The 15342-nt window shown below is 67.9% G+C and carries 16 protein-coding genes; 14 read left to right on the forward strand and 2 right to left on the reverse strand.

Annotated features, from left to right (window positions below):
• Positions 1–11: 11 nt before the first annotated feature.
• Positions 12–2072 carry a bifunctional 2',3'-cyclic-nucleotide 2'-phosphodiesterase/3'-nucleotidase gene (locus SB786_RS01525; RefSeq protein WP_410725872.1) on the reverse strand — a complete coding sequence of 687 codons (2061 nt, stop codon included), beginning with the start codon at positions 2070–2072 and terminating at the stop codon, positions 12–14.
• 294 nt (positions 2073–2366) lie between these two features.
• Between SB786_RS01525 and SB786_RS01530 the strand changes: the two genes are divergently transcribed.
• From SB786_RS01530 to SB786_RS01575, 10 genes are all read left to right on the forward strand, one after another.
• Complete coding sequence (locus SB786_RS01530) at positions 2367–3491, forward strand: MlaE family ABC transporter permease (RefSeq protein ID WP_034177296.1); 1125 nt, start codon at positions 2367–2369, stop codon at positions 3489–3491.
• Positions 3488–4399 (forward strand): ABC transporter ATP-binding protein, encoded by a 912-nt coding sequence (locus SB786_RS01535; protein WP_410725873.1) that lies wholly within the window; start codon positions 3488–3490, stop codon positions 4397–4399. Before SB786_RS01530 ends, SB786_RS01535 begins: the two co-directional genes overlap by 4 nt.
• A 24-nt stretch (positions 4400–4423) precedes the next feature.
• Positions 4424–5359, forward strand: coding sequence for an MlaD family protein (locus SB786_RS01540; RefSeq protein ID WP_410725874.1), 936 nt, complete (start codon positions 4424–4426; stop codon positions 5357–5359).
• An 89-nt stretch (positions 5360–5448) separates the two neighbouring features.
• Positions 5449–6072, forward strand: a complete 624-nt coding sequence (locus SB786_RS01545) for an ABC-type transport auxiliary lipoprotein family protein (RefSeq protein ID WP_410725875.1) — start codon at positions 5449–5451, stop codon at positions 6070–6072.
• Positions 6073–6091: 19 nt separating this feature from the next.
• The gene (locus SB786_RS01550; protein ID WP_410725876.1) at positions 6092–7243 is read left to right on the forward strand and encodes a VanZ family protein; all 1152 of its coding nucleotides are present in this window, start codon (positions 6092–6094) and stop codon (positions 7241–7243) included.
• 144 nt (positions 7244–7387) lie between these two features.
• Positions 7388–7705, forward strand: coding sequence for a (2Fe-2S) ferredoxin domain-containing protein (locus SB786_RS01555; RefSeq protein WP_006755914.1), 318 nt, complete (start codon positions 7388–7390; stop codon positions 7703–7705).
• Positions 7706–7718: 13 nt separating this feature from the next.
• Positions 7719–8363, forward strand: a complete 645-nt coding sequence (locus SB786_RS01560) for an alpha/beta hydrolase (protein WP_138847095.1) — start codon at positions 7719–7721, stop codon at positions 8361–8363.
• A 497-nt stretch (positions 8364–8860) separates the two neighbouring features.
• The gene (locus SB786_RS01565) at positions 8861–10174 is read left to right on the forward strand and encodes a D-alanyl-D-alanine carboxypeptidase family protein (protein WP_410725877.1); all 1314 of its coding nucleotides are present in this window, start codon (positions 8861–8863) and stop codon (positions 10172–10174) included.
• A gap of 48 nt (positions 10175–10222) precedes the next feature.
• Complete coding sequence (locus tag SB786_RS01570; RefSeq protein WP_410725878.1) at positions 10223–11149, forward strand: D-amino acid aminotransferase; 927 nt, start codon at positions 10223–10225, stop codon at positions 11147–11149.
• Positions 11149–11457: a YbeD family protein gene (locus SB786_RS01575; RefSeq protein ID WP_006760320.1), complete on the forward strand. Its 309-nt coding sequence runs from the start codon at positions 11149–11151 to the stop codon at positions 11455–11457. Before SB786_RS01570 ends, SB786_RS01575 begins: the two co-directional genes overlap by 1 nt.
• Here the strand turns inward: SB786_RS01575 and SB786_RS01580 are convergent.
• On the reverse strand, positions 11441–12415 hold the full coding sequence (locus SB786_RS01580) for a transcriptional regulator GcvA (RefSeq protein ID WP_410725879.1): 975 nt from the start codon (positions 12413–12415) through the stop codon (positions 11441–11443). The genes SB786_RS01575 and SB786_RS01580 overlap by 17 nt on opposite strands.
• 102 nt (positions 12416–12517) lie before the next feature.
• Here SB786_RS01580 and SB786_RS01585 point away from each other — a divergent pair, with 102 nt between their 5' ends.
• The 4 genes from SB786_RS01585 to SB786_RS01600 all read left to right on the forward strand — a co-directional run bounded on the left by SB786_RS01585 (position 12518) and on the right by SB786_RS01600 (position 15340).
• Positions 12518–12844, forward strand: coding sequence for a DUF2917 domain-containing protein (locus SB786_RS01585; RefSeq protein ID WP_410725880.1), 327 nt, complete (start codon positions 12518–12520; stop codon positions 12842–12844).
• An 82-nt stretch (positions 12845–12926) separates the two neighbouring features.
• A complete protein-coding gene (gene lipB, locus SB786_RS01590) occupies positions 12927–13682 on the forward strand; it encodes a lipoyl(octanoyl) transferase LipB (protein WP_410725881.1) in 756 nt (251 codons plus the stop codon).
• Complete coding sequence (gene lipA, locus SB786_RS01595) at positions 13675–14667, forward strand: lipoyl synthase (protein ID WP_006760316.1); 993 nt, start codon at positions 13675–13677, stop codon at positions 14665–14667. Before lipB ends, lipA begins: the two co-directional genes overlap by 8 nt.
• A gap of 304 nt (positions 14668–14971) precedes the next feature.
• Positions 14972–15340, forward strand: coding sequence for a helix-turn-helix transcriptional regulator (locus tag SB786_RS01600; protein WP_410725882.1), 369 nt, complete (start codon positions 14972–14974; stop codon positions 15338–15340).
• Positions 15341–15342 lie beyond the last annotated feature (2 nt).

Consider the following 15342-nt stretch of genomic DNA (forward strand, 5'->3'; position numbering starts at 1 on the left):
GGGTCTCATGGTCATTGCGTGAGGTCGATCTCGTAGATGGCGAGGTTCTTGCCCGAGCCGTCGTCGGCCGCGACCTGCGTGAGGCCGCTCAGGCCGGCTGCCGCCGCGTCGCCTAGTCGATTCGGCGCCGACGTGAACCGCACGTGCGCGACCGAGCTCGCGAGCTTCGTGAAGCGCCAGCTGCGCTGCGCGCCGTCCGCCGCGCGCGTGATCGCGCCGCGCTTCTTGATGAACGCGATCAGCACGTCGCGGTTCGCGTCGGGCGACGCGAAGATCGTCTTGCTGCCGTCGAGGCCCGGGAAGTTGCCGCCGCCGCTCGCGCGGTAGTTGTTGGTCGCGACGATGAACTGCGCGTTCGGGTCGATCGGCGCGCCCTTGTACGTCAGGTTCCTGATCCGGCTGCCGACCGCCTGCGTGACGTCGATCTCGTACGCGAGATCGGCGGACGTGAACATGTCGAAGTTGTAGCCGGGGAAGCTGCTGACGAGCGGCTGCACGGTCGCCTTGGTCGGGTCGATCGTGTTGAAGCGCTTCGCGGCCGTCTCGAGCCAGTTCTTCACGTCGCTGCCGCTCACCTTCACCGCGTACACGGTGTTCGGATACAGGTACAGGTCGGCCGCGTTGTTGATCGCGAGCGCGCCCGGCGCGACGTCGGTGTAGTCGCTGCCGCCGCCGAAGCCGCTCTTGAACGGCGCGCTGACCGACAGCACCGGCAGCGACGCGTATTGCGGCAGGTTCGCCTGCACGTAGGTCCGCACGTAGTCGGCCTGCGCCTCATTGACGATCTGGATCGCGCCCGGATCGCCGACGTCCGCGAAGTACGAGTTCATCCGGTAGTCGGTCGAGCCGATCGGCGTCTTCACGTAGTCGATCGTCGCCTGGTGCTCGGCGGCGATCGCGGCGGAGACCGACGGGTCGGCGGCGACGTAACTCTTGTCCGCGTTCTGGATCGGCCGCGCCTCGACGGTCGTCAGCGACTTGTCGACGCTCCACGTGTTGCCGTCGAACTTCAGGCCGAGCTTGATCACGCCGAGATGCTTGCCCCAGAAGTTGGCCATCACGGTCGGCACGCCGTTGACGGTGCCCTTCGCCTTGTCGACGCCCGGCAGGTTGAACTGCGGCACGGTGCTGTTCGCGTCCGGGAACACCTGGTGCGAGTGGCCGATCAGCATCGCGTCGATGCCGGGCACCTTCGACAGCCACCAGCTGCCGTTTTCCATCGTCGGCGAATAGGCCGAGTTGTCGAGGCCGCCGTGCGAGATCGCGACGACGAGATCGGCGCCTTTCGCGCGCATCTCCGGAATGTACTTCTCGGCCGCTTCCTTCAGACCGGTCGTATAAACCTTACCGTCGAGCCAGCGCTTGTCCCAGTTCATGATCGCGGGCGGCGTGAAGCCGATGATGCCGACCTTCACCGGCGCGCTGACCGTCTTGCCGTCGGGCGTGACGGCCGTCACCGTGCGGGTCAGGATCGTGTACGGCGTGAACAGCGGCGCGTTGGTCTTCGCGCTGATCACGTTCGCGAGCACCTGCGGGAAGTTCGGGCCCGCGCACTTCTTCTGCTGCGCGGGGGCCGGCAGCCCGTCGACGTCGAACGTGTTGCCGGTCACCTGCGACAGGTACGGCAGCCCGTAGTTGAACTCGTGGTTGCCGATCCCGCCGCCGTCGAACTTCGCGGCGTTCATCACCTTGTAGATCGCGAGCGTCTGGTCGCAGCCGATCGGCTTGACGAGCGCCTGATAGTCCGACAGCGCGGTGCCCTGGATCGTGTCGCCGTTGTCGAGCAGCAGCGTGTTCGGGTACTGCGCGCGCGCCTGCGCGATCAGCGTCGACACGCGCTCGAACCCGAGCGAATTGTCGGCGGCGAGCTTGAAATAGTCATATGACAGCACGTTGGTGTGCAGGTCGGTCGTTTCGAGCAGCGCGAGCGTGGCGGTCGTGCCGGCGGGTGCCTGGGCCTGCGGCGGCGGAGCGGTGACGTCGTCGCCGCCGCAGCCGGCGAGGGCGAAGGCGAGGCTGGCGAGCGCGGCGGCGGAGCCCGCGCGGCGGCGGAAAAGCGGGGGGAGACGCATCGGTTGTCCTGTTCGGTGTTCTGTTCTATGAGTCGCGACGATGAAGTGCGAAGTCCGCAACGAAATGGCGGCGCGGGCGCCGACGGCCTGAGGTGCGGCGCGTGAGAGTATCGAAAGGAAACATGACGGAAGAATGAAAGCTCGCGCGCGGGGCAAGCCGATCCGGGCCGCGCACGTGCAGGCGGGCGCCTCGGGCCGGCGCGCCGGCCGGGCGCCGCGACCGACATCCTCACGTCGCTGCGCCGGGCGGTTCGCTACAATGGCCGCTGTCAACCTTTTGCAAACTACCCGCCCTTGGACTTCGAGACTCCTCCCGGCCTGTCGGTCGACGCCGGCGGCCAGGGCCAGACGGTGCGCCTGTACGGCCAATGGACCGCGCTTGCGCTCGCGCGCAACCGTGGCGCGGTCGCGCGCCGCGTCGCGGGCATCGCGACCGGGCGCGTGAGCGAATGGGATCTGTCCGGCATCGAACGGCTCGACCACGTCGGCGGCCAGGCGCTGTGGCGCGTGTGGGGCCGGAAGCTGCCGGACGGCGTCGCGCTGAGCCCCACGCAGCGCACGATCTTCGAGCGCATCGAGCGGCTCGACAGCCAGCGCGAGGCGCCCGAGCGCGTCGTGCACTTCGGCCCGATCACGCGCTTTGGCTTCATGCTGTTCGCGTTCGCCGAGCATTTGCAGGGCGGCATCGCGATGTTCGGCCTCGTGATCCTCGACGCGCTGTCGGTGCTGCGCCGTCCGAACACGATGCCGTGGAAGGAAACCTCGGCGAACATCTACAGCGCCGGCGCGCAGGCGCTGCCGATCACCGCGCTGGTCGCGTTCCTGATCGGCATCGTGCTCAGCTACCTGTCCGCGCAGCAGCTGCAGACATTCGGCGCGAACCGCTACATCGTGAACATCCTCGGGCTGTCGGTGATCCGCGAGCTCGGCCCGGTGCTGTCGGCGATCCTCGTCGCGGGCCGCTCGGGCTCGGCGATCACCGCGCAGATCGGCGTGATGCGCGTGACCGAGGAGCTCGACGCGATGCGCGTGATGGGCATCCCGCACGGGCTGCGGCTGATCCTGCCGCGCGTGCTCGCGCTCGGCGTCGCGATGCCGCTGCTCGTGATGTGGACCAACATCATCGCGCTGACCGGCGGCGCGCTCGCCGCCAAATTCGTGCTCGGCATCGACATCAATTATTTCGTGCGCTCGCTGCCGGGCGTCGTGCCGATCGCGAACCTGTACATCGGCGTCGGCAAGGGCGTCGTGTTCGGCATGCTGATCGCGCTGGTCGCATGCCATTTCGGTTTCCGGATCAAGGCGAACTCGCAAAGCCTCGGTGAAGGCACGACCACGTCGGTGGTCTCGTCGATCACGGTCGTGATCCTCGCCGACGCGGTGTTCGCGATCCTGTTCCAGAACGTGGGGCTCGGATGAACGCGTCGAACGACTCGGCGGCCGGTGCCGCCAGCGCCCATACCGCGGCAGCCGGCGCCGGATCGGCCGCCGCGCCCGGCGACGACCTCGTGATCGAGGTGCGCAACCTGACGAAGCGCTACGGGCGCAACATCATTCACCAGAAGCTCGATTTCGACGTGCGGCGCGGCGAGATCGTCGCGATCGTCGGCGGCTCGGGGTCGGGCAAGACGACGCTCGTGCGGCAGATCCTCGGCCTCGAGCGGCCGACGTCCGGCACGATCAAGGTGTTCGGCGAAGACACCTCGAAGATCGACGACGCGAGCGCGGGGATGATGCGCACGCGCTCGGGGATGCTGTTCCAGCAGGGCGCGCTGTTCTCGTCGATGACGGTGTTCGACAACGTCGCGCAGCCGCTGCGCGAGCTCGGCCGCGTGCCGCCCGACCTGCTGCACGACATCGTGATGCTGAAGCTCGAAATGGTCGGGCTGCCGTGCAAGCACGCGTCGAAGATGCCGGCCGCGCTGTCGGGCGGGATGGTGAAGCGGGTCGGCATCGCGCGCGCGATCGCGCTGGAGCCCGAACTGCTGTTCCTCGACGAGCCGACCGCCGGCCTCGACCCGCAGGCATCCGACGAATTCGTCGAGCTGATCGCGACGCTGCACCGCACGCTCGGGCTGACGGTCGTGATGGTGACGCACGACCTCGACACGATGGTCGCGCTGTCGACGCGCGTCGCGGTGCTGGCCGACCGCAAGGTGCTGGTCGCGGCGCCGGTCGAGGAGGCCGCGAACGTCGACCATCCGTTCATCCACGAATATTTCCTGGGGCTGCGCGGGCGCCGCGCACTGCAGGCGCTGCCGCCCGAGCGGCGCGCGAAGCTGCCGAAGGCCGCCCTCGAACCGGCGCTCTCGAGCGTCGAGCTGTAACCGGCAAGGACAAGGAATCTCCTGATGGAAAACAAATCACATGCGTTCTGGGCCGGCCTGTTCACGATCGCGCTGACGTTGGCGATCGCGGGCACCGTGTTCTGGTTCAACGTCGACCGCACCGTGCGCGTGCCGTACGACCTGCTCGCGCGCACCAACGTGACGGGCCTGTTCCCCGATGCGGCCGTGCGTTTTCGCGGGCTCGACGTCGGCAAGGTGCAGTCGATCGGCTTCGATCGCACGCATCCGGGCCAGATCCGGATCCGGATTCTCGTCGACCACGACGCGCCGATCACGCAGTCGACCTACGGCAGCCTCGGCTTCCAGGGCGTGACGGGCATCGCGTTCGTGCAGCTCGAGGACACGGGCCGCGACCTGGCGCCGCTGCCGTCGTCGCCGAAGGCGATCGCGCAGATTCCGATGCGGCCGAGCCTGTTCGACCAGATCCAGGAGCGCGGCGACGTGCTGTTGCGGCAGCTCGAGCAGGCGGCGGAAAGCGCGAACGCGCTGTTGTCGCCGGAGATGCGCGAGCAGCTGCGCGCGACGGCCGAAAGCCTGCAGCACGCGGCGGACGGGGCGGCGACGCTGTCGAAGCAGCTCGCGCCGGCGGTGGCCGCGCTGCCGCAGACGATGCACGAGGTCAATCGCGCGATGGCGTCGGCGAACACGCTGCTGCAGCCGAACGGGCCGCTCGTGTCGAACCTGAACAAGGCCGGCTCGGCCGCGGAGCAGGTCGGCGTCGCGCTGAACGACCTGAACTCGCGGGTCCAGTACGACACGCTGCCGCGTTTCAACACGCTGGCGGACAGCGTCGGCGATGCGTCGCGGCAATTGAAGGACGTCGCCGGTGAACTCGGCCGCCACCCGAGCAGTCTGTTGTTCGGTTCGCCCGGCTCCGCGCCCGGGCCCGGCGAAGCGGGCTTCGTCTGGCCGGGGGCCGGTGCGGCGGCCGGCAAATGAAGCGTGGCGCCAGCCCATCGACCGCCCGGCCCGAAGCGAGGCCGGGCACTGACGTCATCGAAACCGGAAACATCATGCAGGAACATGCCATGCCACGAATCCTTGATCGCGCGCTGCGTCCGGCCGCGACCGCACTCGCGATGCTGACGCTCGCGTTCGCCGCCGGCTGCGCCGGCAACGGCGCGGCGCTGTCGAACGTCCGCTACGACCTCGGGCCGGCCGCGTCGGTCGTGACGGCCGGTACGGGCCCCGCGCTGAAGGTGCTCGACGTCGCCGCGCCCGACGCGCTCGACACGGACAAGTTCGTCTACCGCCTCACGTATGCGGATGCGCAGCGCACGGCCGTCTATCGCGACAGCCGCTGGACCGCACCGCCCGCGCAACTGCTCACGCAGCGGCTGCGCGGCGCGCTGTCGTCGCGCGGCGCGGTGCTCGAAGGCTCCGACGGCGTGCGCGCGCCGACGCTGAAGGTCGACCTGAACGAATTCGAGCAGGTGTTCGACGGGGAGTCGCAGAGTCACGGCGCGGTCACCGCGCGCGCGACGCTGATGCAGGACGGCAAGGTGCTCGGCCAGCGCACGTTCGTCGCGCGCGCGCCGTCGAGCACGCCCGACGCGGCCGGCGGCGCGCGTGCGCTCGCGGCCGCGAGCGACGAGCTCGTGTCGCAGATCGCCGCGTGGGTCGGCGTGCAGGCGTACGCGGGCAACCCGTGACGCGCAGCGTGCAGCCGCGATGAGCGCGCCGGGCACGCCGCGCGCGTCGTCGCTGGCACGACAGGCGTTCGCCGCGTACGCGGCGCTCATCGTCTATGCATCGCTGTATCCGTTCGGCGGCTGGATGTCGCTCGGCATCGGGCCGTTCGACTACCTGTTCGCGCCGATGCAGCGTTATGTGACCGCGTTCGACGTGGTGACCAACGTGCTCGGCTACCTGCCGTTCGGCGCACTCGGCGTGCTCGCGCTGCATCCGCGCCGGCGCGGCGTGGCCGCGACGCTGATCGTGGGCGGCCTCGGCGTGCTGCTGTCGGGATCGATGGAGGCGCTGCAGACCTACCTGCCGATGCGCGTCGCGTCGAATCTCGACCTCGCGGCCAATGCGCTCGGCGCGCTGTTCGGCGCCGCGCTCGCGGCCCCGGCCACCGGCGCGCTGCTCGACCGCGGCGCGCTGCGCCGGCTGCGCTTCGCATGGTTCGAGACCGACGGCGCGACGCCGCTGCTGCTCGCCGCGCTGTGGCCATTCGCGATCCTGTTTCCGTCGCCGTTCCTGTTCGGCATCGGCGACTGGCCGGCCGCGCTGTGGGAGCGCGCCGACGGCTCGATGCAGGACGCGCTGTTCGCGTGGCTGCCGGCCGCGTGGCGCGTGCGCGAGTGGCCCGAGCGCGTCGACGGCTGGCTGTCCGACTCCGCGTGGGAAGCCGTGCTCGGCGGCTTGATGCTGTTCGCCGCGTTGGCGATCGCGTCGCTCGCGATGCGCGCCGGCGCGCCGCGCGTGCGACTCCTGATCGCGTTCGTCGCGGCCGCACTCGCGCTGAAGGCGGGCGCCACCTTCATGCAATCGAGCACCGGCCTCGTCGTCGTGTGGGCGACGCCCGGCGCGCGACTCGGCATCGAGCTCGGCTTCGCGGCGGCGCTGGTGGCGTTGCGCGTGCCGGCCGCGTGGCGCGCGCTGCTCGCGGCGGCCGCGCTGCTGGCCGGCGTGGCGCTCGTCAACCTGCTGCCCGTCAACCCGTTCTTCGACTTCACGCTGTCGGGCTGGCGGCAGGGCCGCTATGTGCACTTCAACAGCATCGCGCGCTGGCTCGCATGGATCTGGCCCTACGCGGCGCTGATCTGGCTCGGCCAGCGGGTCGAGCACGCGTGGCTGCCGGCCGCGCTGCGGCGCTGACGCGGCACGCGGGGCAGGGCGGCACGGCCGATCGCCGGCAGCGGCGCGCGCCGGTCGTTATAATCGTCCGCACATCCGTTGCCGCGCGCGACGGCAATCGCCCCTCTTTCCGCCCGGCACCGCGCCGGGCCGCTCGTCACCATCATGGATTCCTACTACCAGCACCACGTCTTTTTCTGCCTGAATCAGCGCGAACCGGGCGCCGAGCGTCCGAGCTGCGCGCAATGCAATGCGCAGGCCATGCAGGAATACGCGAAAAAGCGCGTGAAGGAACTCGGCCTCGCGGGGCCGGGCAAGGTCCGCATCAACAAGGCCGGCTGCCTCGACCGCTGCGAGGAAGGGCCCGTGATGGTCGTGTATCCGGAAGGCACGTGGTACACGTACGTCGACCAGGCCGACATCGACGAGATCGTCGAATCGCACCTGCGCGACGGCAAGGTCGTCGACCGCCTGAAGATCTGAGCGGGCCGGCCGAATGAACGTTCATACGCAGAAGTCGCTGATCGCCGGCCCGGCCGGGCAGATCGAAATCGCGGTCGACCTGCCGGACGCCGTGCGCGACGGCAGCGCCGCGCCGCGCGGGATCGCGCTCGTCGCGCACCCGCATCCGCTGTTCGGCGGCACGATGGACAACAAGGTCGCGCAAACGCTCGCGCGCACGCTGGTCCAGCTCAACTACGTGGTGTACCGGTCCAACTTCCGCGGCGTCGGCGCGACCGAGGGCGTGCACGACAACGGCATCGGCGAGGCGGACGACCTGCTCGCGGTGCTCGCGCACATGCGCGCGCAGCCGGCCCATGCGGAGCTGCCGCTCGTGCTCGCGGGCTTCTCGTTCGGCACCTTCGTGCTGTCGCATGTCGCGAAGCGGCTGCGCGACGCGGGCGAGACGATCGAGCGGATGGTGTTCGTCGGCACGGCCGCGAGCCGCTGGCAGGTCGCCGACGTGCCCGAGAACACGCTCGTGATCCACGGCGAAACCGACGACACGGTGCCGATCGGATCGGTCTACGACTGGGCACGGCCGCAGGAGCTGCCCGTCGTCGTGATCCCCGGCGCCGAGCATTTCTTCCATCGCAAGCTGCACGTGCTGAAGCGCATCATCGTCGACGCGTGGCGTTGAAGCGTTGAAGCGTGCAGCGCGGCGCGCGTTGCGTCGTCGCTGCCGCGCCATCCCGATGCCGCCGCTCGCGCGGCGTCTCGTCGCACCGCGTCGAACCCGGTCGCACATGCCCGCCGCCGCCGCGCGGCGCCCCCGTCTTGCACCGCGCCCGCGCACGCCTTTCGCGCGGCTTCGCGCGCGATTGTCCGCCAGCGAAGCCGCGCTATCCTCCCGAAGCCCGTGTGCGGCCACCCGCACGGTTCGCGAAAACGTCGTTCGCGGCCACGTATAATGGCCGCATTTCGCGTCGCCCGCGGCCCGGCCGGGCCCATGCGGCGCTCGTTTCGCCGCCTGTCAGCCCGCTCGCGACGGCCGCGAACCGAACGCGTCCGCACGAGTCCAACCGGCGCGTTTCGCGCCGTCCGACGCAGTCGGACGAATGCCCGGAACGCCCGCCGCCTCGCCGTTCAACCCTGCGCGTTTCGCGCCGCACTTTCTGCCACCAGCCTGAATCGATCATGCGTCTGTCTCCCCAAGGCCTCAAGTCCCTCGCTTCTTCCATCGCCTTCGGCACCGCCGCGCGCAACGTCGCGCTGGGCGTGATGCTGCCCGTCGCGCTCGCATCGACGATCGTCGTCGCCGAGGCGAAGCCGGCCGCCAAGGCCAAGGCCGCGCACACGGCGCCGGCCGCCGCCGAGCAGTTCACCGGCGCGCCCGCGACCTTCATGCCGGGCGCGGTGCCGCCGCCGGGCGTGAACGCGCGCTCGTGGGTGCTCGTCGATGCGACGAGCAACACGGTGCTCGCATCGGGCAACGCCGACGAACGCGTCGAGCCCGCATCGCTCACGAAGCTGATGACGGCCTACCTGGTGTTCGAGGCGCTCGACAAGAAGAAGATCTCGATGGAGCAGATCGTCACGCCGAGCGAGGCAGTGCGCCGCGTCGGCCGCGACGAGTCGCGCATGTTCATCGAGGCGAACAAGCCGGTGTCGGTGCACGACCTCGTGTACGGGATGATCATCCAGTCGGGCAACGACGCCGCGATCGCGCTGGCCGAACTGGTCGGCGGCAGCGAAGGGCAGTTCGTCACGCTGATGAACGCCGAGGCGCAGCGCCTCGGCATGAAGGGCACGCACTTCGCCGACGTGAACGGCATGCCCGATCCGAACCACTACACGACGGCCGGCGACCTCGCGAAGCTGTCCGCGCACCTGATCCGCGATTTTCCGCAGTACTACGGCATCTTCTCGGAGAAGGAATTCAAGTACAACAACATCCGCCAGGGCAACCGTAACCGGCTGCTGTGGCTGGATCCGACGGTCGACGGCCTGAAGACGGGCCATACGCAAGCGGCCGGCTACTGCCTGATCGCATCGGCCAAGCGCGCGATCCCCGGTGTCGACGGCCAGCGCCGTCTCGTGTCGGTGATGATGGGCGAGCCGAAGGAAGGCGAGCGCACGCAGGACAGCATGAAGATGCTGAACTACGGCTACAGCGCGTTCGACGCGGTCCGCCTGTTCAAGGGTGGTCAGGCGATGTCGACGCCGCGTGTCTACAAGGGCAAGGAGAACACCGTGCAGGTCGGCGTGAAGAGCGACCAGTGGGTGACCGTGCCGCGCGGCCTGGGCGAGAAGGTGAAGCCGGAAGTCGACGTCAACGCGCCGCTGATCGCGCCGCTCGCGGAGGGCCAGCAGGTCGGTACCGTGAAGCTCGTCGCCGACGGCAAGACGCTGTCGGAGTTCCCGGTCGTGGCGCTGCAGGCGGTGCCGGAAGCGGGTATCTTCGGGCGTATCTGGGACTCGATCCTGCTGATGTTCAGCAAGAAGAAGTAAGCGCGACGGGCCTTTGTTTTCACGACTTCATCCCCATCTGGTATTGCCATGAGCCAAGCCGAATTCGAACCGATCGTCCACCTCAGCGTGTCGTCGCAGGAGGAACTGGTGCCGCTGTCGCAAGCCCGTGTGCCGGTGCTCGACCGCGGGTTCATCTTCGGCGATGGCGTGTATGAAGTCGTCCCCGTTTATGCGCACGACGGCGCGCACGTGCCGTTCCGGATCGAACAGCATCTGGACCGGCTCGCGCGCAGCCTGAAGAAGATCGGCATCGACAACCCGCACGACGCGCCCGGCTGGCGCGCGCTGATCGAGCGCGTGGTCGCAGCGAACGCGGAAGGCCTGGGCGACGGCAACGCGCTCGTCTACCTGCAGGTGACGCGCGGCGTCGCGAAGCGCGGCCACGCATTCCCGGCGGATGCGGTGCCGACGGTGTTCGCGATGACGAGCCCGCTGCGCCTGCCGTCGGACGAGGAGCGCGCGCGCGGCGTGCGCTGCGTGACGGCCGAGGATCGCCGCTGGCTGCATTGCGACATCAAGTCGATTTCGCTGCTCGGCAACGTGCTGATGGCGCAGCATGCGGCCGAACGCGATGCGTTCGAGACGATCCAGCTGCGTGACGACAAGGTGACCGAAGGGTCGTCGTCGAACGTGTGGATCGTGAAGAACGGCGAGCTGTTGGCGCCGCCGCGCAGCAACAAGATCCTCGAGGGGATCCGCTACGCGCTCGTCGAGGAGTTGGCCGATCAATGCGGGATTCCGTTCGTCGCCCGCGAGCTCAGCGAGGTCGAGCTGCGCTCGGCGGACGAGATCATGATCACGTCCGCCACGAAGGAAATCCTGCCCGTCACGTCGCTCGACGAACTGCCCGTGCAGGGCGGCAAGCCGGGCCCGGTGTTTGCGGCGTTGTACGACGCGTACCAGCGTGCGAAAGCGCGCGAGTTTGAACAGTTTGACCTAACCCCGAGGAAATGATGAGCGAACCGACCAAAACCATCGAGGTCACCGGCGCGATCGATACCCGGAAGGAGTCGCTGCTGGAGTTTCCGTGCGATTTCCCGATCAAGATCATGGGCAAGGCGCACCCGGAATTCAAGGACACGATCTTCAAGGTCGTGGCCGTCCACGACAACGAGATCGACGTCGAGAAGATCGAGGAGCGTGTGTCGAGCGGCGGTAACTACACCGGCCTCACGATCACCGTTCGCGCGACGAGCCAGGAACAGCTCGACAACATCTACCGCGCCTTGACCGGCCATCCGATGGTCAAGGTCGTGCTCTAAGTCCTTCCTGTGCGCACTCGGCGGGGGTCTTCCCCGCCGCCCGCCGCGCATCCAGCTCATCGCACAGCAGCTTGAATTGCGCAACTTCGTCGAGCATCCACGCCCTGAATGCCTGCACGCGCGGCGCGTTCAGCAGCGGCGGCGGACACACGAAAAAATAGTGCCACGGGCTCGCCCCGTCGATGTCGAACAGGCGCACGAGGCGCCCGTCGAGCAGGTCGTGCACCGCAAGCGAGCGCCGCACCAGCGCGATGCCCTGCCCCTCGATCGCGGCCAGCAGCAGGTTCGACGAATCCTGGTACAGAATCCCGCGTTTCGGCTCGGTCAATGTGTCGAGCCCGGCCGCGTCGAACCACGGCCGCCACAGCTCGTCGTCCGAGCGCAGCAGGTTGTAGTGCACGAGATCGGCGGGCGTCTGCGGCAGCTTGCCGCCGTTCAACGTCGGCGCGCACGCTGGAAAGAACACTTCGTCGAACAGCGGCTCGACGTGCAGCCCCGGATAGTTGCCGAAGCCGAAGCGGATCGCGAGGTCGACGTCGTCGCGCGCGAAGTCGGTCAGCGTGTTGGTCGACTGCAGTTCGACGTCGATTTCCGGATGCCGCTCGATGAACGTGCCGATGCGCGGCGTGACGAAGCGCGCGGCGAACGACGACAGCATCGATACCACCAGCCGCCGGTCGCGGTCGCTTGCCCGCACCTCGCGCGTCGCGTCGGCCAGCATCATCAGCGCGGTGCGCACCTGCTGCGCGTAGCGCATGCCGGCGCCGGTCAGGCACAGCCGCTTGCCGTTGCGCGCGAACAATTGCACGCCCAGTTCCTCCTCGAGCGCGCGCACCTGATGGCTGACCGCGCCATGCGTGACGAAGAGTTCGTCGGCGGCGCGCGAGAAATTCTCGTGCCGGGCGGCGGCTTCGAACGCCCGAATGGCGTTCAGCGCAGGGAGCTGGCGGAGGTCCATTTGCTAATTTTCCTCACATCGACGTGAAAATTGGTCGTTTGGTCGGACGCCTTTAAGTGACTACGATTGTAGCCATCGAAGCACTTATTGGCGGAGTCGATCATGCAAGAAATTTCTTCAAGCATCACATTCGAAATCCCCCCGGGCGAGACCGTGCCGATGAAGGTGCAACGCAGCACGCGTCTGACGGTGCAATGCGGGCCGGTCTGGGCGACGCGCAGCAACGACGTCGAAGACTACTTCCTGGTCGACGGCGAGACGCTCCGGCTGCGCCGCGGCGAGCGGCTGTGGCTCAGCGCGGAAAGCGGGCAGGGCGCTCATGTTGCGTTCTCGGTGTCGCGGCCGGCCGCGGAAGTCGCGCGCGGCGTGCTGGCGCGGTTGCGCAACCGCGTGAACGCGCTGCTCCACGACGGCTGGCGCACCGTCTGACGGACCTTTCCTCCGACGGATACCCCGATCCGTCCCTTTCCGCAGTCGGCGAGACCCATGGGTTTTCGGTAAACTACCGCCCATGTCCGTCTCGCCGGTTGCCATCGTGTCCACGCCCGTCGCCGTTTCCGAATCGCCCGCCGGGTCTCCGGTTCAGCCCGTCGCGGCGGTCACCGTGCGCTGGCGGGGCAGCGAGGCGTACGAGACGAGCTTCGACGCGATGCGTGCGTTCACCGACACGCGCACGGCCGACACCGGCGACGAAATCTGGGTCGTCGAGCATCCGCCCGTCTACACGCTCGGCCAGGCCGGCGACCCGGCCCATCTGCTGGTGGCCGACAGCGGCGTGCCGCTCGTCAAGGTCGACCGCGGCGGACAAATCACCTACCACGGCCCCGGCCAGATCGTCGTCTATCTACTGCTCGACCTGCGCCGGCGCAAGCTGATGGTGCGCACGCTCGTGACGAAGATCGAGGAGGCCGTGATCGAAACCCTCGCGGCGTATAATCTCGCTTCGGTCCGCAAGGCGGGCGCGCCGGGCATCTACGTGGCATCCGGCGTGCACGAAGGCGCGAAGATCGCGGCCCTTGGGCTGAAGATCCGCAACGGCTGCAGCTATCACGGGCTGAGCCTGAACGTGAAGATGGATCTGCGCCCGTTCCTTGCGATCAACCCGTGCGGCTATGCCGGACTGGAAACCGTCGACATGGCGAGCCTCGAGGTTGCCGCCGACTGGAACGACGTCGCCCACACGCTGGTGGGGCGTCTGATTGCCAACCTCGATGGCGAATCCGCGGCCGCCGACAAGCCGCAGGCACTGGAACAATCGAATGACTGACGTTACCGCTTCCCCCGCACCGGCCGATTCGGCCGCGACCGCCGCCTACGATCCGACCGCCAAGCAGAAGGCGCAGGCGAAGACGGCGCGCATCCCGATCAAGGTCATTCCGATCGAGAAGCTGAAGAAGCCGGAGTGGATTCGCGTGAAGGCGGCCACCGGCAGTTCGCGTTTCAACGAGATCAAGACGATCCTGCGCGAGCACAACCTGCATACGGTGTGCGAGGAAGCGAGCTGCCCGAACATCGGTGAATGCTTCGGCAAGGGCACCGCGACGTTCATGATCATGGGCGACAAGTGCACGCGTCGCTGCCCGTTCTGCGACGTCGGCCACGGCCGTCCCGATCCGCTCGACGCGGACGAACCGAAGAACCTCGCGCGCACGATCGCTGCGCTGAAGCTCAAGTACGTGGTGATCACGAGCGTCGACCGCGACGACCTGCGCGACGGCGGCGCGGCTCACTTCGTCGAGTGCATCCGCGAAGTGCGCGAGCAGTCGCCGGAAACGCGCATCGAGATTCTGACGCCGGACTTCCGCGGCCGTCTCGACCGCGCGATCTCGATCCTGAACGCGGCGCCGCCCGACGTGATGAACCACAACCTCGAAACGGTGCCGCGCCTGTACAAGGAAGCGCGCCCGGGTTCGGACTACGCGCACTCGCTGAAGCTCCTGAAGGACTTCAAGGCGCTGCATCCGGACGTCGCGACGAAGTCGGGGCTGATGGTCGGCCTCGGCGAAACCGAAGAGGAAATCCTGCAGGTGATGCGCGATCTGCGCGCGCACGACGTCGACATGCTGACGATCGGCCAGTACCTGCAGCCGTCGGAGCACCACCTGCCGGTGCGTGCGTACGTGCATCCGGACACGTTCAAGATGTACGAGGAAGAGGCGTACAAGATGGGCTTCACGCATGCGGCGGTCGGCGCGATGGTGCGTTCGAGCTATCACGCCGATCTGCAGGCGCATGGGGCCGGGGTGGTCTGAGCGCCGGCTTTCCAGGCACGCGCAATCAAAAAAGCTCGCAGCGATGCGAGCTTTTTTGTTGGCTGCGGGAAGTCGGTCGAACGGCAGATTGAACGGCGGCTGGATTCGACGGAGGATGAGTGCAACGCACAGCGCATGAGCCCGCCTGCCGAGATTATTCTCGTCATCGATTCTGATTCGTTGGTTGTCGTGCGGAACTCTATAAAGTGCCTTATAAGGGGCTTTAATCGGGACAATGGACGCGATGGGGGCTGTTATGGAAACTCAACTTGATGTTGTTTAACGTCGCCCTATAATGGTCCGCATGGAAGCCATTAAATCCGATAGCGGCTCTGATGAGGGTCGTAAGGCTGATCACCCTCTGTCGGCGCCGGCGCAACGAGCGCTCAAGAAGCTGGGCGACGACATCAATCGCGGCCGACGCCGGCGTGGACTGACGCAACAGGCGCTGGCCGAGCGCGTCGGCGCGGGACTCAACACCATCAAGCGTCTGGAAGCTGGTGATCCGCGCATGCAGTTGCACGTCCTCGCACGCGTGCTTCAGGTGTTCGGCGAGCTCGAACGGCTTAATGGCCTCCTCGACAGCGCACAGGACGATGTCGGCCTCGCGCTGATGGACGAGCAGTTGCCTCGGCGGGTTCGCGCACGCAAGAAAACCACCAGCGCGTTTTGAGA

The sequence above is a fragment of the Burkholderia sp. SIMBA_062 genome (genome assembly GCF_046534765.1).
GTDB lineage: Bacteria > Pseudomonadota > Gammaproteobacteria > Burkholderiales > Burkholderiaceae > Burkholderia > Burkholderia ambifaria.